The organism is Paenibacillus sp. FSL E2-0201, from assembly GCF_037963325.1.
Taxonomy (GTDB): domain Bacteria; phylum Bacillota; class Bacilli; order Paenibacillales; family Paenibacillaceae; genus Paenibacillus_AQ.
This window is the reverse complement of sequence record NZ_CP150154.1, coordinates 4,904,161-4,926,228: the sequence shown is the minus strand read 5'-3', so window position 1 is coordinate 4,926,228 and position 22,068 is coordinate 4,904,161. Positions and strand designations below refer to the sequence as shown.

16 protein-coding genes are annotated in these 22,068 nt (G+C 50.5%); 13 read left to right on the top strand and 3 right to left on the bottom strand.

What is annotated here, in order from left to right:
* Positions 1-50: 50 nt before the first annotated feature.
* The 6 genes from NSU15_RS22355 to NSU15_RS22330 all read left to right on the top strand — a co-directional run bounded on the left by NSU15_RS22355 (position 51) and on the right by NSU15_RS22330 (position 10,192).
* Entirely contained in the window at positions 51-254 is a 204-nt protein-coding gene (locus tag NSU15_RS22355; RefSeq protein ID WP_339287556.1) for a hypothetical protein, read from the top strand.
* Between the two features lie 366 nt (positions 255-620).
* A complete protein-coding gene (locus NSU15_RS22350; RefSeq protein ID WP_339287555.1) occupies positions 621-1,559 on the top strand; it encodes an ABC transporter permease subunit in 939 nt (312 codons plus the stop codon).
* Positions 1,560-1,565: 6 nt separating this feature from the next.
* The gene (locus NSU15_RS22345; protein WP_076207838.1) at positions 1,566-2,447 is read left to right on the top strand and encodes a carbohydrate ABC transporter permease; all 882 of its coding nucleotides are present in this window, start codon (positions 1,566-1,568) and stop codon (positions 2,445-2,447) included.
* 72 nt (positions 2,448-2,519) lie between these two features.
* Positions 2,520-4,061 carry a DUF3502 domain-containing protein gene (locus tag NSU15_RS22340; RefSeq protein ID WP_339287554.1) on the top strand — a complete coding sequence of 514 codons (1,542 nt, stop codon included), beginning with the start codon at positions 2,520-2,522 and terminating at the stop codon, positions 4,059-4,061.
* Positions 4,062-4,101: 40 nt separating this feature from the next.
* A complete protein-coding gene (locus tag NSU15_RS22335) occupies positions 4,102-5,166 on the top strand; it encodes a glycoside hydrolase family 130 protein (RefSeq protein WP_339287553.1) in 1,065 nt (354 codons plus the stop codon).
* A gap of 88 nt (positions 5,167-5,254) precedes the next feature.
* Positions 5,255-10,192: an S-layer homology domain-containing protein gene (locus NSU15_RS22330; RefSeq protein ID WP_339287552.1), complete on the top strand. Its 4,938-nt coding sequence runs from the start codon at positions 5,255-5,257 to the stop codon at positions 10,190-10,192.
* Between the two features lie 203 nt (positions 10,193-10,395).
* Here NSU15_RS22330 and NSU15_RS22325 read toward each other — a convergent pair whose 3' ends face one another.
* Together NSU15_RS22325 and NSU15_RS22320 are read right to left on the bottom strand one after the other, a co-directional pair.
* Positions 10,396-12,717, bottom strand: a complete 2,322-nt coding sequence (locus tag NSU15_RS22325) for a helix-turn-helix domain-containing protein (RefSeq protein WP_339287551.1) — start codon at positions 12,715-12,717, stop codon at positions 10,396-10,398.
* 1,158 nt (positions 12,718-13,875) lie between these two features.
* The gene (locus NSU15_RS22320; RefSeq protein ID WP_339287550.1) at positions 13,876-14,487 is read right to left on the bottom strand and encodes a hypothetical protein; all 612 of its coding nucleotides are present in this window, start codon (positions 14,485-14,487) and stop codon (positions 13,876-13,878) included.
* 136 nt (positions 14,488-14,623) lie between these two features.
* Between NSU15_RS22320 and NSU15_RS22315 the strand changes: the two genes are divergently transcribed.
* The 7 genes from NSU15_RS22315 to NSU15_RS22285 all read left to right on the top strand — a co-directional run bounded on the left by NSU15_RS22315 (position 14,624) and on the right by NSU15_RS22285 (position 19,194).
* Positions 14,624-14,785 (top strand): hypothetical protein, encoded by a 162-nt coding sequence (locus NSU15_RS22315; protein WP_339287549.1) that lies wholly within the window; start codon positions 14,624-14,626, stop codon positions 14,783-14,785.
* Positions 14,786-14,861: 76 nt separating this feature from the next.
* The gene (locus tag NSU15_RS22310; protein ID WP_339287548.1) at positions 14,862-15,347 is read left to right on the top strand and encodes a GH32 C-terminal domain-containing protein; all 486 of its coding nucleotides are present in this window, start codon (positions 14,862-14,864) and stop codon (positions 15,345-15,347) included.
* A gap of 15 nt (positions 15,348-15,362) precedes the next feature.
* Positions 15,363-16,712: an extracellular solute-binding protein gene (locus NSU15_RS22305; protein ID WP_339287546.1), complete on the top strand. Its 1,350-nt coding sequence runs from the start codon at positions 15,363-15,365 to the stop codon at positions 16,710-16,712.
* Complete coding sequence (locus NSU15_RS22300; protein ID WP_076136760.1) at positions 16,621-17,037, top strand: sugar ABC transporter permease; 417 nt, start codon at positions 16,621-16,623, stop codon at positions 17,035-17,037. Before NSU15_RS22305 ends, NSU15_RS22300 begins: the two co-directional genes overlap by 92 nt.
* A gap of 28 nt (positions 17,038-17,065) precedes the next feature.
* Complete coding sequence (locus NSU15_RS22295) at positions 17,066-17,512, top strand: carbohydrate ABC transporter permease (RefSeq protein WP_081389059.1); 447 nt, start codon at positions 17,066-17,068, stop codon at positions 17,510-17,512.
* A gap of 29 nt (positions 17,513-17,541) precedes the next feature.
* A complete protein-coding gene (locus NSU15_RS22290; protein WP_256715174.1) occupies positions 17,542-17,871 on the top strand; it encodes an ABC transporter permease subunit in 330 nt (109 codons plus the stop codon).
* A gap of 300 nt (positions 17,872-18,171) precedes the next feature.
* Positions 18,172-19,194 carry an AraC family transcriptional regulator gene (locus NSU15_RS22285; protein WP_339287545.1) on the top strand — a complete coding sequence of 341 codons (1,023 nt, stop codon included), beginning with the start codon at positions 18,172-18,174 and terminating at the stop codon, positions 19,192-19,194.
* A 153-nt stretch (positions 19,195-19,347) separates the two neighbouring features.
* On the opposite strand, the gene NSU15_RS22280 is transcribed toward NSU15_RS22285, so the two are convergent.
* A complete protein-coding gene (locus NSU15_RS22280) occupies positions 19,348-22,014 on the bottom strand; it encodes a cellulase family glycosylhydrolase (protein ID WP_052414690.1) in 2,667 nt (888 codons plus the stop codon).
* Between the last annotated feature and the right edge of the window lie 54 nt (positions 22,015-22,068).

Sequence of the window (22,068 nt, the reverse complement as noted above, 5' to 3'; positions counted from 1 at the left end):
ATTAAAAGGTTAAATCCACTGATTTCGCCAGAAGCGGGCCAAAGGAGAAAATGAAGGACATAAATGCGCTTCATTTCGCCAGAAGCGGCCCAAAGGAGAAAATGAAGGGCATAAATGTACTTGATTTCGCCAGAAGCGGGCCACAGGAGGAAATGAAGGGCATAAATGTACTTGATTTCGCCAGAAGCCGGCCAAAGGAGAAAATGAAGGACATAAATGCGCTTGATTTCGCCGGGGGCTACCCCCCGATATAGTGTGAATTGAATAATGAGGTGGCTTAGGAACCTGCATTCGCTGCACAGGCCGCATAAGCTAGTGCTTAATTCGGCCGTTAGGGTGTTTTGCTGGAGCGGCAACCGCTAATCATGGTGTGACCCCTTAGTGGAGAACGATCTTGAAACGGCTGTGCCAAACCGTCTGTTCTGCATGCCTTCAGGGCGATTACGTCAATCTTTGATGCTTTCTGAAGTTCTGATGCTTTCGGGAAACGGGAGATTCATGCAAATAGTAATTCCTGTTAAATCCCGCAATTGCGGGGTTTATAAGGTCTTGTTAAGGTTAGCTCAGACAAGAAGAAGTAGACATGACTCATTACAACGAAATTAGGAGGTCTTTTGGGAATGCAACATGTACGAGGTCGGGGGATGAGCTACAAGCTGCGGCAGATAGCGCGAAATCCTTTTTTATACTGGATGGCGGTGCCAGGGTTACTGTTCTTTCTTGTATTCAGTTATTTTCCAATTTACGGAATTATGATTGCTTTTAAGGATTACGACTTCTCCAAGGGAATCACAGGGAGTAACTGGGCAGGCTTCCGTAACTTTAATTATTTTTTCACATCAGATGATTTTTGGGTGATCCTGCGCAACACGGTGCTGCTTAATGTGCTGTTTATTCTGTTTACAACGCTTGCAGCTGTTCTGATAGCCCTGATGTTCAATGAGATCCGCAACAAGTATTTCAAAAGAATATCGCAATCACTGATCTTTCTTCCTTATTTCATGTCCTGGATTGTGATTGGCATGCTTGTCCAGTCGTTTCTCGGCGGTGAATCGCCTCCGGTAAACGCCTGGCTGCAGAATCTGGGCTTTGAGCCGGTCAACTGGATGTTTGAGTCGGTGCTGTGGCCATGGATTCTGACGGTTATCCGGGTCTGGCAGGGAGCAGGCTACCTTTCCATTATCTTTTTGGCGGCGATCACCGGAATTTCCGAGGATCTGTATGAAGCAGCCCGGATTGACGGCGCCTCGAAGCTGCAGATTATGATGAAAATTACGCTGCCTCTGCTGATACCGACGATCTCCATCATGACCCTGCTTGCAGTCGGCAAAATATTCAACGGAGACTTTGCCATGATTTATGCTATTATCGGGGATAATTCTCTGCTGTACCCTACCACCGATGTTATCGATACCTTCGTATTCCGCTCGATGAGGCAGCTCCATGATTTCGGAATGTCCTCTGCGGTAGGCTTGTTCCAGTCCGTTATGGGTCTGATCTTTGTAATTATCGCCAATGCGGTTACCCGCAAAATGTCCAAAGAATCTGCTTTGTTCTAGGAGGAAATGATGAAACAGCCGTTGTCTGACCGCTTTTTTACTGCTGCTGCCTATATTATTCTAGTTCTCTTCACCCTGTTCTGTATCTTTCCCTTTCTACTGATGGTAATCGGATCCTTCACCGATGAGGGTGAACTGATTGTAAACGGTTATTCGCTCTTTCCCAAAAAATTCTCGGTTGCCGCTTATCAGGCGCTGCTGCATTCCGATGCCCTGTACCAGGGTTATGGTGTTACACTAATCGTTACGGCCCTCGGCACACTGACCGCACTTTGCATATCAGCCATGCTCGCCTATTCACTGGCCAATAAACGGAATGTGCTGCAGACGCCGTTTTTGCTCTTTTGCTACCTGCCGATGCTTTTCTCAGGAGGGATTATTCCTTTCTATATTGTGGTCAGCCAATGGCTGCATCTGCAGAATACCATCTGGGCGCTTATTCTTCCGCTGCTCTGCCAGCCTTTCCTGGTATTTCTGCTGGTCAGCTTCTTCCGGACCGTGCCGGAGGAGCTGGAGGAAGCGGCCCGGATTGACGGTGCCAATGAGATGAGAGTGTTCTTCCAGATTATTCTGCCGATCTCCAAGCCGATTCTGGCTTCCGTAGGATTGTTCTATGCCCTGTATTATTGGAACGACTGGTTTATGGGCCTGATGTTCGTGGACAACGAAAAGCTGTTCCCGCTGCAATTGATCCTGCGCCGGATGGTCTCCAACATGGAAGCGGCGAAGAATCTGATTCCGGCTTCCGCAGCGATTGCCACCCAGGCTCCGACCTACGGAGTGCGTATGGCTACAACTGTCCTGACGATCGGGCCGATCGTCCTGCTGTATCCGTTTTTGCAAAAGTATTTCGTCAAAGGCCTTACCGTCGGTGCTGTCAAAGGCTGACCTGATCACGGCATTAACCGGAATTTCCGGTTATCGCATATAAGCATTACACATTTAGGGAGGGTTATAAAAATGAAAAGAAAATTTCTAAGTACCACCCTGGCTGCGACCCTGTCACTTTCCATGCTGCTTGCCGGCTGTGGCGGCAATAACGGAAACAACGGGGCTGCGTCCGATGCAACAAACGCTCCGCAGACTGCCGAACCAACCACTGCGGCAGAGACGCCCAAAGAAGTTGTGGCGCTCAAAGCCTTTTTCCCTGGCGATAAACCAACCGGATTCGACGATGTACTCAAGGCCGTCAATGAGAAGCTGAAAGCCGACAATGTCGGGGCTTCGCTGAATATTAATTTCCTGCCCTGGTCCGACTACGGAAATTCGGTATCCGTGAAAATGTCCGCCGGTGAAGAATTCGATATGTATCTGGATGCTCCGTGGCTGTCCATGTCCCAAATGATCGCCAGCGGGTCGATTATTCCACTGGATGATATGGTAGCGGCGCGAAAGGAATTGAAGGAATCCATTCCCGATCAAATGTGGGAAGCGAACAGATTTGGCGGCAAAATCATGGGAATTCCACTTGGAACCACGCAAGGAACACTTTACGGGTTCGTAATCCGCAAGGACCTGCGTGAGAAATATGGCATGCCTGAACTGAAAACGGTGGCAGATGTGGAGAAATTCCTGTACACCGTCAAAGAGAAGGAAAGCGATATTAAGCCGTTTATTATCGACGGACGCAGAGCGGATAAGCTGTCTATCGTCTTCTCGGATACCGCAAATACAGCACAGAACGATATCGAAACTTCCGTTCCGATGTTCTACTACTCTAATAGCGACAAGAAGGTTGTCGGCGCTTGGGATGCCGCAACGTTTGATCAGGCGTTTGACCGTTCCACCAAATATTACAAAGACGGCATTCTGTCCAAAAACATTGCCCAGGAGCAAAATGCTGTAACGTTGTTCAACCAAGGTAAATACGCCGCTACCCTGTATGCCAGCGACGGTGTAGAAGGCCTGAAATATATGGACGTTCTGAAAAATGCCGGGGCCGAGCTTGAAGTAGTCGTTCCTTATGATGAAGCTTCCAAACCGTATTCGACCTTCCAGCAATGGAATTTCTTCTGTATCCCAAAAGCATCCAAGAACGCCGAACTCGTTATGGATGTAGCCAACTGGCTGTCCATCAAGGAAAATCATGACCTGCTGGAGTATGGTGTGGAAGGCAAGGATTGGGAAGCTTCCGGAGATTTGGGGTTCAAGCAGCTGTCCGAATATTCGTTCCCGGGCTTTGTAATGACTTGGCGTCCAACGCTTGTGCGCACTCCGGACAACATGCTGCCCGGCGATCAGGAATGGTTCGAGAAGTCGAGAGATGCTGAGACCTTTACACTCAGCCCGGTTTCCGGATTCAGCTTCAATGCCGAAGCCGTGAAGACGGAATATGCCAAGGTTACCCCATTCTTTGATTCCATTTATCTGCCGTTGTCCCAAGGCGTAGTGTCTGTGGACAAAGGAAAAACGATGCTGAAGGATAAAATTCTCGGTGTCGGCGGACAAAAGGTTATTGATGAAATTCAAAAGCAGATCGATGCTGTAACAAGCGCGCAATAATTCTGAAATTTAAATCTTATGAATTGAAAGAGGAGATCGTGTGATAGAAGTACGCAGTTTGCATAATCCGATTATTACAACAAGTGACGTCAAGCCTTCCCGTCCTGATTTCAAAGTGCTCGGCGCTTTCAATGCCGGGGTTGCCAGCTGCGGAGATGAGACCATCCTGCTGCTTAGAGTGGCTGAGGCGCCGATCTCCACTGAACCCGGCGAGCTGCTCATCCCGATACTGAACGAAACGGACGGGAAGGTCAGGGTGGAACGTCTGGCGCTTGACGATGAACGGTATGATTTCTCCGATTCGCGCTTCGTCGCTGAGAACGGGAAGATGATTATGCTGACTTCCATGTCCCATCTTCGGGTTGCGCGCAGCCGCGACGGTATCCATTTTACGATCGAAGACCGGCCGGCCCTGTTTCCGCAGGGGGTGCTGGAGTCCTGGGGGATTGAAGATCCCCGCATTACCGCCATCGGCAGCAAATTCTATATCACGTACAGCGCGGCCTCCATCCGTGGAGTGGGTGCAGGGCTGGCTGAAACGGAAGATTTCAAGGTGTTTAAACGCCATGGCATTATGCTGGCCCCCGAGAACAAGGATGTGATGCTCTTTCCGGAGCAGATCGGCGGGAAATATTATACGCTTCACCGGCCGGTTCCCCATTCCTTCGGCGCTCCGGAAATGTGGATTGCCGAATCCGAGGATCTGATCCATTGGGGCAAGCACCGCTTTCTGATGGGGCTGCGTCCCGGGGAGTGGGACGGAGGAAGGATGGGCGGAGGCGCCGTTCCGTTTCGGACGGAGCGCGGCTGGCTGGCCCTGTATCACGGAGCGGACACGAAGCACCGTTATTGTATGGGAGCCGTTCTGCTCGATCTGAAGGACCCCGGTAAGGTGCTTGCGCGCTCGGTGCGTCCGTTCATGCAGCCGGAGGCCGATTACGAGCTGAACGGATTCTTCGGAGGCGTAGTTTTCTCCTGCGGCGCCCTGCTGCTGGGCGAAACCGTCCGGATGTATTACGGGGCAGCGGATGAAGTGATGGCTGTTGCCGATATTCCGCTCCAGGATATTTTTGATACCCTGTCTTACGAAGAGCCGCTGATTTAGTTCTATTACGCAATGAAAGACCAAATCCGGTGCCTCGAGTCATTGACATAGGGCACCGGATTAAACTATCAGGAGGGGGAATATTGTAATGAAAAAAAGGCTGATTAGAGTGCTTTCGATTAGTATTCTTTCAGTAATATTTTTATCGAGTATTTTTGGTAGCGCTTTCGCAGCTTCTGGCAGCTTCACTGTTGCTGACAGTACGATTACTTCATCAGATTTGGCGGACAATACCGCGACTCAACAACGATGGCTTTCAGTGCCCGAATCACGCATTGTGATGAATCCCGGCAATCATCCGGACAGCGGGCCGCATTTCCCGCTTGGCAGCGGTTACTATGTCGAGGGCAAGGCCAAAGGACAGGATCGCCTGCTGGAGATATTCCATGCAAGCGGGATGGCTCCATTGAGCTCATCTGAACATAAAGTTGTGGCTTTTGATGAGCCGTTCGACAATCTAACTGCGAATCATTGGATTACCTCGGGAGTAAGCGCCGTATCCGAGGAAGGAAAAGCGATAACCACAGTCACTACGCCGGATGGATGGGGAAGCATCTCTTCCAAGACAATCACTGTAAATCTTACAGATTCACCTTATCTTTCTGTGACTGTGCCCAGTTCGACAGGCAAGTGGGCGCTCAAGATTGACAAGAACTGGCAGCGTGTCGTGCAGAATGACACTTCGGCTACAGGAACATTTACGTATGACCTCAGGAATTTGGCGGACACCAGAGAGTTGACGGGTACGCAGTCTTTTAAGGTGATGCTCTTTGCCAGCGGGGGAACCGGTAAGACTGCGTTTTTTGACTCCCTGCAGTTTTATAGCTTGCCGGCAGGGGCAGAGTTTCCCGCAGATGGCAAAATGATCCGATTCGAGGACAATTTTGATGGGCTTGTCTCCCAAGAGTGGTCAACCGCCTCAAGTTACGGCAATGGGGTAACAATAACCTCTGACGGCAACTTGGGCAGCGTGATTATGGGATCGGATGCAGGCTACGGAGCGGTGGAGCGCCAAGTTACAGTTAATGTCAGCGAGACACCTTCATTGTCCGTCAAAATTCCGGCAACGACCGGCAAGTGGGCGATTAAGCTCAATACTGGACAAGATGGGGATGCCTACGTTTTACAGACCGACACGTCTGCAACTGGTGTGTTTACGTATGACCTCGCTGGAATTACAGGCTGGGAGGGTTCACGAACCTTTAAGATCAAGCTTTATCAGATTGGAGCAAAGGGTACATCGACAAAAATCGACCGGCTATCGATTCACGCCGACGACCGCTGGTTGAATTCGGCAGTATTATCGACTTCAACCTGGCGTCCTGAAGCAATGGATTTTTACGGAGAATACGCTGACGGGACAATTACAGGTTCCGATCTTTTCTTCGACAGAGATTCGATCACGCGCACGGTCATCTCCAATCTAACTCAAGGAGCTGTCGCAGTGGCAGGAGAGTACGCCGGATCGGTATCGTATGACACAGCTAAGAATGTATTAATCATCGTCGATAACGATAAAGAGTATACCCGTGCTATCGCTTTGCCACAGGGTACAATTCCGCTGTTTTTCAACTCGGAGAGCGACATGCGATTAGGGCGGAATAGTATAACGGCGCCTCCCTCTCCGTCGGGGTACTGGGCTGCTGTCATGCCTGGACAGGGATCAAATGCTATCGGCGTCGGCTTTGCGGTCGGGGGAGACGCGAGTGCAGCTGCAGAAGCCGTTATAAGAGGAAAGTCGGCAGCGTCGCTAGAGAATGCAGCGTTAAGCAGAGCGGATTGGAAAGATTACTGGGATGAATTTCTGGCCAAGATTCCAGCGGTCGAGGACTTCGCGATCCGCAATGTAGATACTGTTGGTGTGACATCTGAAGATGTTAAGAAGATGTACTATATGGCTTGGATCGATCTTGATCAGAACGTATTGCCTGCCACGCCGGAACGTGGCGGTTCGCATCGACAGATCGCGACAGGCAAGCCGTCGATGTACACATCCGGACCGCACGGGGCGGAAGCTTCGGCGAGTTGGGACTCATTGTTCGGCATGCAGTACATGGCTTACATTGATCCGGAACTCGCATGGGAGTCTTTCGAGGGTATGATGTCGGCAGTCGAAGCGAACGGTGCGCTCGGAGGCGAGTCACTTCCCGCACGCAAGGCACAGACGGCTTGGATTCTCTACCAAGTGACAGGCGACAAGGTTCGTCTTGAAGGGCTCTATGATAGCCTTGCCCGTCACTTGCGCTGGTCTGCGGATAATCTGCGCTGGAACTTTGGAGACGGCGGGGAGCAAGAACGGGATGCGGAATTCGTCGTATCGCTGATTATTGATGATGGGTATGCGCGGCAGATTGCTGAGGTTCTGAATAAGCCAGCAGATGTATCTGAATGGACGAATGCAGCCGCTGGTTTGACCCAGAATTACAAAGATTGGTTCTTTCCGCAAGAAGGGACAACGCTGTACAAACATTGGCTTGACGGCAGTCATTCTGACGATACAGGGCTGACGATGTATGTATCGACCGGTTTGCACGTGCCCGATCTGCCCGATTACTATGTCGGCGAACTGATCAAGCGCTTTCAATCAGAATATAACCCAGCCGTTCAACTTGCAGGTCTGGGCAATGAAGCGCTTAAGGCGCCGGACGCCCAGTTCATGACCTACGGGTTGCTCGATCAGGGGAAGGCTAATGAAGCTTCCGTATTGATCAACGCTTTCACACGCGACATTGTACGAACCAAGACATTCGCCGAGGTGTATCAGAAGTCTTCAGACGACATTACCGCCATGCCGATTGCGCGGAGCGTCTATCCTTCCCTCTTCGGTAATATCCATCTGATCGATAATTTGTGGATAAGCAACGGATACCGTATGGATCTTGGAGTTCCGGCATTTGTACGAATGCCCGGTGCCAATGGAGGGATCAGCGGACTGACCTGGATGGGCAAGCTGTTCGAGGTAAACATCGACGGCGAGGTGATCCGGCTGTCTGGAGAAGCGACGAAACTTCCGGGTGCATGCACTTCTATCCGTTCACAGGTGGGTCAGACGATTCAATGGGACGGAAGCAGTTGTATTCTGTATCCGCCCATTCCTGCAGCCCCGGCTGATCTGACGGGCATGGCGTACGATCAAGAAGTTTCTTTGAGATGGTCTCCTGCGGATCATGCGGAGAGCTACAAGGTTTACCAATATGAAGTCCCGACAGATCCGAATAATCCGAACGTTTGGGAAACTGTCGGTTCCGGCATTACCGGCTCCTCGTATAAGATCGAAGGATTGACGAATGGTACAAGTTATGCATTCGCCGTGAAAGCAGTGAATGCGGCAGGCGAGAGTCCATTCTCGCAGGCGGTAATTGCGGTGCCGACAGCGGTATTGCCGGACGCGCCGGACGCGCCGGACCGCCTGAACGCAGTAGCGGGTGACGGCCAAGTGATACTGAACTGGAACGCCATGCCACGCAGTGTAACCTATACCGTGTACCGTTTCGAAGGCACCGAGGCGCCGCTGGATCCGGCTCAGTGGATCGAGGTCGACCAGGCTGTGCAGGGCACATCGTACACGGTGACGGGCCTAACGAACGGGTTGAGTTATGTGTTTGCGGTGAAGGCCGCCAATCCGGGAGGCGTAAGCGGCTTCTCGGGCATCGCAGCGGCATCGCCGGTGGCAGCCCTGCCACAGCTGCCACAAGCGCCGGACCACCTCAGCGCTACGGCAGGCAATGGACAAGTGACATTGAACTGGAACGCTGTGGCCGGAACGGTCAGTTACGCGGTGTACAAGCATGAGGGCACTTCAGCTCCGGAGATTCCGGGAGCCTGGGTACTGGTGAAGGAAGGGATTACCGGAACCTCATACACGGTCACCGGTCTGACGAACGGCACCAGCTATGCGTTCGCGGTAAAGGCGGCTAATCCGGAAGGAGCAAGTGAACTCTCCGGGGCAGCGACTGCGGTACCTGTGTTGCCGCAGCCGGAGCCTCCGGTAGAGGACAATCCGAACCCGAGTCCGGGCCAAGGCACGCCGCCGGTGACAGATAACTCGGTCATCAAGTCGGCAACCGGAACAATTACCCTTCCGGCGGGCCGGGCGGGCGAAGTCAGCCTGGGCGACCAGGTAACGATCTCGGTACCGGCAGGAGCGGCAGAGCAGGAGCTGCGGATCACCATCGCGAAGGTGGCCGATATTGCCCAGCTGAGCAAGGATCAGGGCACACTCGTCAGCGAGGTGTTCGAGGTGCTGAAGAATCTGAGCGGAACCTTCAAGCATCCAGTTACACTGTCGCTGAAGTTCGATCCTGCAGCGGTGAAGGCAGGCCAGCGGGTCGCGATCTTCTATTATGACGAAGCCCAGAAGGTGTGGGTAGAAGTGGGCGGTAAGGTGGAAGGCAGCCGGATCACCGCCGAGGTGGATCACTTCACCAAGTTCGCGGTACTGGCCGTGGATGTGAAGACAGAGGAGGGCAGCGAGCAACCGCAGCCGCTGCCGAACTTCACGGACATCGCCGGACACTGGGCGGAGACCCTGATCCGCAGTGCGGCCGGCCTGAAGCTGGCCGGGGGCTATCCGGACGGCAGCTTCCAGCCGAACAAGTCCGTGACACGCGCGGAATTCACGGTCATGCTGATGAATGCGCTGAAGAGCGGAGCGGCAGGCTCAGCCTCAACCTTCAAGGACCAGGAGAAGATTGGCGCCTGGGCAGCTGAAGCAGTGGCTCAAGCGGCCAGCGCGGGAATCGTCAGCGGATATGAGGACGGCAGCTTCCGCCCTAACGCGGTAATTACGCGGGCGGAGATGGCGGTTATGATCGCGAAGGCGCTGGGGCTGCCGCTGGAACCGGCAGCGGGCACAAGCTTCACCGACGACGCGAAGATTCCGGCATGGGCAAAGGCCGCAGTCAAGGGCATCCATGCGCTGGGCATCCTAGAGGGCCGCGGCGCAGGCCGGTTCGCCCCTTCCGAACAAGCGACACGAGCCGAGGCTGTGACGATGCTGCTTAGAATGCTTGAGCATAAAGAGTAGCTAAGCGGAAGTTTTAAGAGCAGGGGCGAGAGGCAGGTCAAGAGCATTTTTCTTGATCTGTCTCTTTTTCATATTTTAGGAAATGCAAAAAAGCTGCCCTAAAGACCTTTTATGGTCAATAGGGCAGCAATATTTGTTACTGTCCAGCAGCATACACTCGAATCTCTGAAGCTCCGCAGCGGCTACCGCTCCCGGAACCTAATCTATTTGTTGGATTTGCGGTATACAGCCGGAGTCACTCCGTATCTTCTTTTGAAGGCAATATAAAAAGTGTTCAAAGAGGAAAAACCATATTTCAGTACAATTGGCTCAATCGGTGCATCGCTGCTTACCAGTTCCCCGCAAATCATACTCAGCCGCTTCTCGGATATCGTCTCCGTGATAGAGCGGTTGGTTTCATTCTTGTATAGATTTCTGATGTAGTTTACAGAGAGGCCAAGCTCATCTGATAACATCTTGACTGACAGATTGGCATCTGTCAGATGTCCCTCGATGATGCTGTCTACCTGTTCAACCAGGCCGGCGTTCCTCGAAACGCTGCGCGCTTCGGCAAGCTCATCCAGGAATTGGGCGGCCATGCCTGACATCCAATGTGTAACGGCCTCCAATGTTTCCAGCTTGATAATCTGATTCTCCAGTGTTGTCATACTCCAGGAGCTGGGCAGCACAGACTGGTGAGACACCTCCTGCATCGACCTGCGGATATCCATAAATAAAGTAATCAATGACATTTTAGATTCAAAATAAGGTCGTTCCCGCAGCGAAGAGACCGCGGTATACAGACTTTCCAGGAAGGAGGGGGTATCCGTTTTATTGATGGCCTGTTCCATCTGGCGCTCAAGCTCAAGCGGCATGTGATACAGCTCTGCAGCCCCTGTATCGGAATTCCCCTCAATAATGAATGACCCATGGCCCATTCTGAACCGTTCCTGGGTCATTTCATAGCTTTCCATATAACCCTCATGCAGTTCTGCTAAACCTTCCAAATACTTACCGCAGGCGACCGTGGTTCCAATGGATAAAAACTGCTCTACGAGCCTCTGTGCCTGCCGAAGTTTCTCGGTAAAGATGGCTGCGGACTGCCCCCTGTCTACCGGAAGAAGTACCGCAATATGGTCTTTGCCCATATCCACGGTCTGAATTCCGTACACGCCATCGTTCTGCAGGGCTTCCTGAATGATATTGGCCATGGCGAAGCGCAGGAGCCGCTGGTCTTTATCCGAATAGCGCAGGCTAAAGTCTGCGAAATGATCAATACGGAAGATGGAAATCGTTATATTATCCTCCGGGAGTTCAATACCGAGGTCATTGCAGCTATTTCGGATCTCTGAAATAGTTTGCGAGGGTTCCCCCAATAATTCCCGTATGAACCGTTCCCGTGCCAGTACCTTATTATGCCGTCCATGTTCGGCCAGTTCATGGATTCTTTCATTCTGCGCGACAAATACCCGTGATAGATACACAAGCTCGTTAGCCTCCTGTTTACCGTCCCGTTGCTGCGCCTGATGCTGTTCCATAACGTTGTGGACGAGCTCCTGAATGGGCGAATATACCCGCTTAGATAACAGAATAATCACCCATAACGATGTGGCAAATAAGCCGGCAAACAACAGCAACGTCAGATTTCGCAGAAACGTTATTTTGCTTAAAATAATAGATTTAGGGATAGTCTCAAGAAATTTCCAGTTCTGGATACCGTTGATCGAGGTGTTGGCGTAGACCAGCATCTGGTCCTCCTGACCCTGCGGCTTAAAAATCTGCCAGCCGTTCGGGCTCTTCCCGCCGGCCAGGCTGAATTCGCTGATCTGTTCCTGATCCAGCTTTACGGTACTGAAGACAAGCTCGTTCTTATCATTGAGTACAAAGATGCTAGTTTCCAGATAATTGCTGTTATTCTGAAGCAGGGTCATGATGCTGTCGGCATCGACATTCAGGACAAAAGCAGAAATGGATTTTCCGGTCTCATAGGGAATGATTGCCGTAATGACCTTTTTCACTTTGCCGGACTCCAAAGGCAGCGGGATGGAGCGAGGGATCAAAAAGGCTCCGTCCGTCAGCTTGCGGGTCCGCAGCCGCTGCAGCACCTCCTGATCATAAAAGCTGTTAAAATCGGTTAAGCCCAGCCGGGAGTCAAGAATTTGCTGCGTATAATCATTAATAAGATAGACGGAGTCCAGGGACGGATTGCCGTTCTTGACATTCATCAGCCGGCTCCATACTGCATAGGTATCCAGATCGCTATGTTTCTCTGAAAGCGCATATGATTCGATTTGCACGTCAGAGCTGGAGGAGTAGGCATAATTGATGGACCATTCCATAAGCTGGGCAGTATTCTTGGCGCCGTTGATCAGCAAGGATTTGGAGTGGTCGCCGATTTCCTCAAGCAGCGTTTTGGAGGAAAGGGAATAGAGCGCAATAAAGGAAACAGCTAGTACCAATACATTGGCGCTGACGAAATAAATAATGATTTTCATAAAAGTAGGACGCTGTTTAAAAAGTAACCGGGATCGTTTGAATTTGTGCATGCTCTGCTCCCGTCTGTGTCTCTATGAATGGATTATATTGCTTTATTATTGTATCACACCGATGCTTTTAATGAAGTTAATCGATGGTTTTTGAAACTGTGATGCTTTTGAGAATATAGGAAATTATGCAGAGCATTCTGAGGACAACTGCAGATATGAAATCATCATTTCCCGGGTGATAAACAAGGTTGTGGGTCTTATCGGATGGGGAAAATGAAGTGATTTTCCGGAAATGTTCGTAGGAGCTTAAGCAATGCCAATCCGAGCGGCAAGGGACTGTCCAAAAGTAGGTTTTCTACGGCGAAAGACAGTCTTCTATTTTCATGCCGAAAACGAAGATTTTTAAATAATTGTTAGACAGTCTGACGTACGGTTTGATGAGGAGGGGCTGAATTTACTCAGGCCTTTACTCTAGCATTATAATAATATGCCCGTAAATTATTTCATCGCCTTTTGATCAGACACTATAGGACTTATCTAAATGATACCTGTAGTATTTGAAAACATGTTGCTCGTTAATAATATGAACAGGCAAAGTATGCTCAGCTATAAGCTGGAAACCGCAATATTCCAAAACTTTCTGAGATGGAATGTTATCAATCCCTGCGGTTCCTATTAAATATGGAATATCATAATGCTTCTCTATCCATCCAAGAGTTGCTTTCGCGGCCTCCTTAGCATAACCATTCCCTCTTGCGAATGGAAGCAACCCATAGCCAATTCAGGCTCATGTAGTTCATCATGTATTTGTGCAGCGATCTGTCCTACAATATCACTTGTTTTCTTCTCAAAGAGTCTAAGCATACGGTTCCAGTTACAATATCCATTTTTTCATAATTTGAAAGTTGTCAGTCAAAAAATTCTTATGCCCTGAATTTTTGTTGTTGCCATCCTTCATACTAGCAGTTTACTAAATTGATCAAAATCTCTGTCGGTGAAGGATCTGACAATCAAACTTTCTGTTTCGATATAAACATTACTTAAGTAACTCATTATATAACCCTCTCCTTATATTTCCAATACCTTAATATTACCTGAATCCACTGTACAGCTGAGAGCTGAATTCAAATCAAAAAATATTGAACATATGACAAATAAGTTGGAATTTAAAGCGTTTTCAGATGCTTATATAATAAAGTTAAGATAAAAGAAAAGGGGTTACAAATATTGACTAACTTGTTTTATAAGCCGAACGGGGCTTGGGTAGGAAACCTTATTCTTTTTTACAAAGACGGCAGCTTCCGTTTGTTCTATCTTCATGACTGGAGGGAGAACAAAGCGATTCATGGATAAGGAACCTCTTGGTTTGAGATCCGTACAAGCGATTTCGTGAACTACGAAGAAAAAGGCGAAATGCTGAAGCACGGAGGTGCGAGTGAGCAGGACCTGAACTGCTATACCGGCTCGATCATCGAAGCGGAAGACGAATATCATCTGTTCTATACCGGTCTCAATCCGAATCCGGAATTCGTCGAGGACGGAGTGCCGCTCCAATGTGTCATGCACGCTGTGAGCACGGATATGGAATCGTGGCGAAAAATTTGTGAAGATACCGTCTATTCGGACGGGAGTCAATACGAGAGACATGACTGGCGTGACCCTTTCGTGTTCTGGAACGATGAGGCGGGAGAGTACTGGATGCTTCTTGCTGCAAGGAACAAGCAAGGTCCTTCCCGGCGCCGCGGAAGCATCGGACTCTGCGCTTCCAGTGATCTTAAGAAATGGGAGATCCGCAAGCCATTCTGGGACCCGCAAATGTACGTTACGCACGAATGCCCGGACTTATTCCGCATCGGGGACTGGTGGTATCTCGTTTACTCGACGTTCTCGGAGCGGTTTGTCACTCATTACCGCATGAGCAAGTCACTGAGCGGACCTTGGACTGCGCCAAGAAACGACGCGTTTGATGCCAGAGCGTTCTACGCCGCCAAAACCTGGAGCGACGAAAACAAGCGATATGCCTTTGGGTGGGATCCGAGCAAGGAAAATGAAGATGATTACGGCGATTGGCAATGGGCGGGAAATCTGGTTGTGCACGAAATCGTTCAGCAGCAGGATGGGACGTTAACGGTCCATATGCCGGAGACGGTCTCCGGCCATTTCGTAAGCCGGCAGGCGGCCAAGTGGGACTTGCGGATTGGGGAATGGACGGAAACATTGAGGGCGGTGTCACTGTGGAGGCAGATGAGACCTTCGCCTGCCTGTCCGCTGGCGCCATGCCGGATACCTGCAAGATTATGGCCCGGCTGTCTTTCACCAAAGGAACCCGAAGCTGCGGCATCATGCTTCGCGCAAGCGGGGATATGGACGAGGCCTATTATATTCGCCTGGAACCCCTCTATAACCGTCTGGTGTTCGACATGTGGCCACGCAAGATAAAGGGTGAGGCGCAGTGGCACATCGACAGAGACCGTCCCCATGCCGTAGAGTTGGAAGTGCCGGCTGAGCTGCGGGCCGGCACGGTGTATGATCTGGAGATCGTTGTGGAGAATTCGGTTTGCGTCGTATACTTGGGCGGCCAGGTTGCTATGACCACACGTTTGAATAATTTGAAAGCAGGCAGCTGGGGCTGCTTTGTGCAGGAAGGCCGGGCCAATTTCGAGCAGGCATCTATTTCGGTTCCCAACTAACAGGAGGTCATGTAGATGAAATGTTATATCAAAAGATTGGCCTTGGCGTTATCGCTTGTTATTCTTGTGGCATTGATGAGCGCATGCGGAGGCGGCAAAAACAATAACGGTGCCGCAGGAAACGGTTCGACAACTCCGGCGAAGGCAGAGAAGAAAACCTACAAATGGTTCGTAGCCCGCGGCGTGGACAGCCCTCCGGCGGTTACTGTAAAAGATATTGCCGACGAGTTCTCCCAAACACATCCGGAATTCGAGCTGGTGCTGGAAGGCACCGGGGATCGTCCGTCCTATCTGCAGAAGCTGCGGACCCTGATTGCGAGCAACGAGATGCCCGCTATGTTCGATACCGATCCGGATGCCTATGCCTCCAAGCTGGTTGAGCAGGGCAAGCTTGTGGATATGAAAAAACTGCTGCAGGAGCTTGGGAAATACGATGAATTCTGTCCGGTAGCCTTGCAATATCAACAGTTCGCAGATGGCAGCATGTACACCTTCCCCCTCGAATACGGGATAGAGGTATTCTGGTACAACATCAAGATGTTCAAGGATCTCGGCCTGGAGCCGCCTAAGACGTTCGATGAGTTCATGAAGGTGGCAGAGAAGCTGAAGCAGGGCGAGATTACACCGATTGCTGTCGACGGCAAGGACAAATGGCCGGTACTCCGGTATCTGGCGTACAAGCCTTTCCGCATGACCGGCAATGATTTCATCGAAAATGTGAAGCAGGGCAAAGCCTCCTTCAAGGACCCGGCCGGCATGGCAGGTATTAATTTCGTTCGCGATTTGGGCATTAAGGGATACTTCCAGCAAGGATTCACGGCAACGAATTACACAGCGGCGCGCGACCTGTTCCTGGGCGGCAAAGCCGGTATCTATTACATGGGTTCGTGGGAAACCATGAATTTCGCAAATGATAAACTGAGCGCGGACATGAAGGATAACATTGGATTCTTCCGTCTTCCCATGATGGACGGCGCCAAGACGGCAGACAATGACTATTTCATCAACTCCGGCATAGGTGTTGCCTTCAACCAGGAGACCTTCGATGATACGATGAAGGAATTTGTCCAATTCCTTCTGGAGAAGTACCCGGAAGCCAATACGAAGAAAGGCGAGTTCTCACCTTTCATGTATTCGCTGGATCAGACGCAAGGAATGCCGGAAATTTTCTATAAGATTCAAGAGGAAATCGCGAAATCGGGAAGCGTCTTCGCGGTACCGTGGGATACCCGCCTTGATCCGGCCACGAATGAGCTGCTTGGTAACGAGCTGAATGCTCTGGCGCTGGGCGTTCATTCCCCGGAGGAATTCGCGGAGCTCATGGATCAGGCCATTAAAGAAAACGCGCCGAAATATTTCAAATAGCCGAATTGCACCAACGGCCAGCCGGGAGCCCGGAGCTTCTTCCTGGCATCTGTTTCGTTCGATTAAGATGCCACTGATTAAGCCAGTACTCATGGTGTCTATCATTATGGCTACTACAGGCGCGCTGAAAGGGTTCGACATCCCGTATCTCATGACGAACGGGGGACCCGGCCGTGTTACGGAATTGTTGCCGACGTATATATACAAAACCGCATTCTCCAGTCTGGACTTCGGCTATGGCAGCGCGATGGCCGTCTGTATCGTCATAGAAAGCCTCATTGCAGTTGCCTTTATCAGACGGATGATGGACAGTAAGGAGACCTGAAGATGAATTTACCGGCTATACCAAGGCGTTGATTGTTACTATTTCCTTTGTTCTACTTGTCATTCAAGTGTATCCGATTGTCTGGGTGTTTATCTCCAGCTTTAAGGCACCTACCGATTTTTCCGGTGATAATCCGCTTAGTCTATCCAGCCACTTCACCTTTGAGAATTATCTGAGCGTGTGGAATAAAGGGAATTTGGGAACGTATTTCTCCAACAGTCTGATCGTTGCCGTAACAACTATTGTGCTGGTGATCCTGTTCAGCGCGATGGCCGCTTTTGTGATTGAGAAGATGACTTTTAAATGGAGCCAAAGCGTACTCTTCCTGTTTCTGTGTGGCATTATGATTCCGATTCAGGTGGTGCTCATCCCGCTGTTCATTCTTTATAACAAAATGGGTATTATTAACACGCTCACCTCGCTGATTCTGCCCCAGGTAGGGTTGCGCTGCCCATCTCAATCTATCTTTTCGTGAGCTTCTACAAATATATCTCGAACGAAATTATGGAGGCGGCTGTGATGGACGGCTGCGGCGTTTATCAGGTGTTCTGGCGGATGATCTTCCCTCTGTCCCGAAATACGAATGTGACGGTTGTCGTCATGAATCTGATTTTCGTCTGGAATGAGTTTATCTTCGCAAATACGTTCATTCACGACCTGAAATCGCGTACCATTCCGGTTGGCTTGATGGACTACATCGGCCAGTATGGCTTAACCGACTGGGGAGCAACCTTTGCCGCTATCAGCATCACGACGATTCCGACCATGCTGGTGTACTTCAGCTTCAACAAGAGCGTTATTTCCGGTATGACTGCAGGGGCAACCAAAGGTTAATCTCCCATATACCTTGGACTGAAGGTATACTGTAAGCATCAGGTTTTATACTCTCCTCAGTCAGAGGGATGTTATGAAGTAGCGAAGACCGTCTCAAGGGCGATCTAGCGTCTGGAGCGCAAATCAGAGCAAGCGGGAAATCGCCCGGATCTTCGATTCGCCAGAGCACTCAATCAAGCGGTATTTACCGATCTCATCGTTCATGGGGACAGCCCATCGTTTGACCAAACGCCATAAGAACGATACAACCAGTTTGCGGCCATCCTGATCGGAAGCCCGTCAGCGGTCTGGGTAGAACGTATGAAGAACAATAACGTTACAGATGCTCTTCTGAGCTTCCTGGCAGATCGCGGAATTGTCGTGGAGCTGCTCTACGAGCAGCAGAAAATCATCTTGTTATGTATGGCAAGTCTGGAGGATTGCGCTGTATTAACGGACATCCTGGTAGCTGCAGCCGGGGCATTTTCGAGCGGAAGCTCACCGGATGGCATTTCTTTGTCCCTCGGAATCGGTGAGGTTGTAACTGAAATCATGCAGGCGCATCTCTCTTTCTTGTTAGCCGACCAAGCCTGCCAAATTGCTGTGTTCTTCGGCATGCCGGTCATGGAGGTGAACCGGTGGACGAAGATCTGTCATGTTTCCGGCAGATGGCTCTCCGACTGGTCTGAACAGGTGGATTCCTGCGTCCGCTACGCCCATGAAGATTTCGAAGAGCTGCTGGGACGCTTGGTGGAATGGGGAACGGGGCGATTGATCGCTCCTGCTGCCCTGAAGAAGGCGGGGATCCAATGGGCTAACTGGTTTCATGATCTGATCGAGGAGGACTATGGAATCAAGCTTGAGAAGGTGAGCGGAGACCGCACGCGGCTGACGGACAGAATGCTGGAAGCACCGGATTGGATGTCATTGCAGAAGCAGTGCCAGGATTTGGCGCTAAGCGTGCAATTCTATTTGAATGTAACGAAGACCTCCCTGAAAGAAAAGGTGGTTGATGAGATCAAAGCTTATCTGGACTCCCATTACCATGAGAATATCCAGCTTGATCAATTGGCAGAGCGGTTCGATCTCAATTCTTCCTATGTAGGCAGCGTATACTCCAAATCAACCGGGCAGACGATTCTGGAATATATCACTTGGCTGCGCATCCGGCAGGCGAAAAAGATGCTGCGGGAAAGCAGCTTCAAGATTTCAAAAATATCTTCCAATTTAGGATATGATAACCAGCGGTATTTCTGCCAAGTGTTCAAGAAGCATGTAGGCGTCAGTCCCGGCCAGTATAGAGATGAGCATATGGTGAAAAGTGAAGAAAATCAGCTTTTATAGTTAATGATCGAATATCATCAAGGCAGTGTTTTGAGACAATGCTTGCAGCAGTTCTTCAAACTTTCTCATAGCAAACCTAAAGAGCAGCAGCCATTTTGCAATAGCAGAGTGGCTGCTGCCCTTATATTAACTCACCGTCAAATTCTCCTGCTCTTAGTTGACTAGGGTAATCCAGAAGGCTTCCCAGGCACCGGCTATCGTTTCGCTGTTGGCCAGCAGCTTGCCGCCTTTATTTTGGTCTGAATTGATGTATTTGCCGTTGGCGGCGGCATAGATACCGTATTGTCCGCCTGAAATACTCTCAATATAGAATCGTTCCCAGCTTCCGATGGTGGTGCTTCTCGCCAATAGCTGGCTGTCTTCATCAACGACAGCGGTCAGATATTGGTTGTTGGCCGCAGAGCGGAAGGAAACCGTGCCGTCACTGTTGTTCACGAGCGTAAAGGTCTCCCAGGCACCGCTATAGGAATCGCGGTTTGCGACCAGCGGATTTTTGCCGCTGTTGTCGGCCGTGACGACTTTGTTGTTCGCGATCGAGGTGAAGCAGTAATTACCGGCAGCAAGGTTGGCGAGACTGGCCTTCTCAATTTTCAATGAAGAGGCTTTATCATTATAACTCCCTAAGGATGATGCATCCTCAAATAAAACCTTGGTTCCCCCGCTATAGTTATCATCATTATATAGAGTTACCTTGTAGCCTTTGGGCACTTTGACAGATGAAATGGCGTCGTTGGACAACCCCTTGCTGACCAGGCTGTTATAGTTATACGTGCCGACTCCAAGCTGGACGGCTTTCCCCTGATAGCCCGCATCCACAAAAAACTCCGCTTTTTTCGAGGCCACACTGTCGTCATAGACCAAGCCCGAGCTGTCACCGACCTTGGTGATTTTGAAGGCTTCCCAGGCACCGTTCACTTGATCCTTGGTCGCTTCCAGTCTGCCGCCATTATCCATATTGGCCTGCACAAATGTGCCGTTCGCGCTGGCTTTGATTCCATAAGTGCCGTCACCCAGGCTGACCAGCTGGAATTTCTCCCAGGTGCCGATGGAGGTGCTGCGGGCCAGTAGCTGGTTGGATTCATCAATCACCGCACATATATATTTCTGATTGGCTTGCGACAGGAAGGAGACACTTCCATCACTGTTGTTTTTCAACGAGAGTGTTTCCCATGCGCCACCAATGGCAGGCCGGATGGCCGCTAGCGGTTCCGCCCCAGCATTATCAGCCGTAACCACGCCTCCATTGGCCACCGAGGTCAGATAATATTCGCCGTCACTGAATGGAGTCGCACCGGCTTTTTCAATCTTAATGGAAGAGGTCTTATCATTGAAATCGCTGAGCTGGGATACATCCGAGGTCAGAACCCGCTGGGCCCCGCCAAAGTTCAGATTCTCGTACAGGGTAACCTTCAGCCCGGAAGGCACCTTGACTGAAGAGATTTTGTCGTTAGGAATTCCGGCCGCCACCATTTGATTCAAATCGTAGGAGCCTGCTCCGAGCATAACGGCAAGCCCGCCATAATTATCGTTTTCGTAGAAGGTAACACCGCCGTCGCCGGTTCCGGGGCTGACCGTTCCAGGCAGATAGGCTTTGATAACATTGTGGATCTTAGCGTTCACGGTTGCGTTTGAGGTGCCGACGCCTGACCATTTCTGACGGATGGTATCCTGGGAGTCGTTATAAATATCCACCTTTTGCGGATTATGGGTGTAAATTCCCCATGAGGAGTTGGTTCCGGTTACTTTGTAGGTCCAGGTCGTCCAGCTCCATCCCTGCTGATTGAAGGATGACATGGTATTCTTCCAGGCATCCTCTTGGTCAAAAGAGGTGAATTCCCCTATATAGGTCGGAACGCCATAGTTGTGGCTTGTGATGTCAGCGACCTTGCTCGCAATATAAGAAGCCTGGCCGGAGGTGCTGGAAACCGCATCCCATGGATAGTAGTGGTATTCATAGACTACATTCGTCCAGCCGTATTGGCTCGGGTTAGGCAAATTGCCTGCATCCCAGCAGGATTCCATAATAACAATGTGATTGGAATCTTTGGCCCGGATCCGTTTGTAGATTTCATTATAGAAATCCCATTGCAGACTGGTGGTGGCTGCGGCTTTGATTCCCGGCTCGTTCAAAATGTCATAACCGGCAACGGCGGGATTGCCGTTGAAATGTTCGGCAATCTTCTCCCATAACGCGAGCGTCTTCTCCCGGTTGGACGGGCTGCCGTACAGCTGATTGCCGTCATTAATTTCGCCTGAATGGTCCATGCCGTTCTGCGAGCCGAAAGCGCCGTGCATATCAAGGATGACATAGATTCCCCGCTGGCTGCAGTTGCTTACGAACCAGTCCAGTCTTTTCCATGCATCCGCTTTCAAATTTCCGTTATCATCGGTCAGATTCATATAAGAAAAGGGCAGCCGGACTACATTCATCCCCATGCCTGCGAGATTATCGAAGTCTTGCGTAGTCCAATAGTTGTCTTCATAGATAGCCACCAGCTGATCTCTCACTGCGGCGCCAAACCGGGACTTCAATGTATCCATCATGGTCTTCTGGTCAGGTGCATTGGTTGGATTCATCCAGTCTTCTTGGACTAGCCAGCCTCCCGCATTGGTCCCTCTTAAATGAACGGTCTCCCCGCTGCCGTTTGCTTTGCGGATAGTGGTTCCGTTCGTTTTTAGAAAGTCCGCGCTTCCCAAGCCTGCTGCAGCATTTGCCGTGGATTCAACTCCGAAACCGATTGCGGAAAACAGCAGACTGCTCAGCATAACCAGACTAAAGAATACCTTTAACTTCTTCCTTGCCGCTCTTTGCTTGTGCATGCTTGATTACCCTCCATTTAATTAGTCTCCTTAATTCCTCATTCCCAGCATGGA

Excerpts from the sequence above, each read along its gene's own strand:
- NSU15_RS22340 (WP_339287554.1), top strand. The coding sequence starts at position 2,520 with ATGAAAAGAAAATTTCTAAGTACCACCCTGGCTGCGACCCTGTCACTT.
- NSU15_RS22330 (WP_339287552.1), top strand. The coding sequence starts at position 5,255 with ATGAAAAAAAGGCTGATTAGAGTGCTTTCGATTAGTATTCTTTCAGTA.
- NSU15_RS22280 (WP_052414690.1), bottom strand. The coding sequence starts at position 22,014 with ATGCACAAGCAAAGAGCGGCAAGGAAGAAGTTAAAGGTATTCTTTAGT.
- NSU15_RS22285 (WP_339287545.1), top strand. The coding sequence starts at position 18,172 with ATGAAGAACAATAACGTTACAGATGCTCTTCTGAGCTTCCTGGCAGAT.
- NSU15_RS22345 (WP_076207838.1), top strand. The coding sequence starts at position 1,566 with ATGATGAAACAGCCGTTGTCTGACCGCTTTTTTACTGCTGCTGCCTAT.
- NSU15_RS22350 (WP_339287555.1), top strand. The coding sequence starts at position 621 with ATGCAACATGTACGAGGTCGGGGGATGAGCTACAAGCTGCGGCAGATA.
- NSU15_RS22310 (WP_339287548.1), top strand. The coding sequence starts at position 14,862 with ATGGACGGAAACATTGAGGGCGGTGTCACTGTGGAGGCAGATGAGACC.
- NSU15_RS22325 (WP_339287551.1), bottom strand. The coding sequence starts at position 12,717 with ATGCACAAATTCAAACGATCCCGGTTACTTTTTAAACAGCGTCCTACT.
- NSU15_RS22315 (WP_339287549.1), top strand. The coding sequence starts at position 14,624 with ATGCCAGAGCGTTCTACGCCGCCAAAACCTGGAGCGACGAAAACAAGC.
- NSU15_RS22355 (WP_339287556.1), top strand. The coding sequence starts at position 51 with ATGAAGGACATAAATGCGCTTCATTTCGCCAGAAGCGGCCCAAAGGAG.
- NSU15_RS22300 (WP_076136760.1), top strand. The coding sequence starts at position 16,621 with ATGCTCTGGCGCTGGGCGTTCATTCCCCGGAGGAATTCGCGGAGCTCA.
- NSU15_RS22305 (WP_339287546.1), top strand. The coding sequence starts at position 15,363 with ATGAAATGTTATATCAAAAGATTGGCCTTGGCGTTATCGCTTGTTATT.
- NSU15_RS22290 (WP_256715174.1), top strand. The coding sequence starts at position 17,542 with ATGGAGGCGGCTGTGATGGACGGCTGCGGCGTTTATCAGGTGTTCTGG.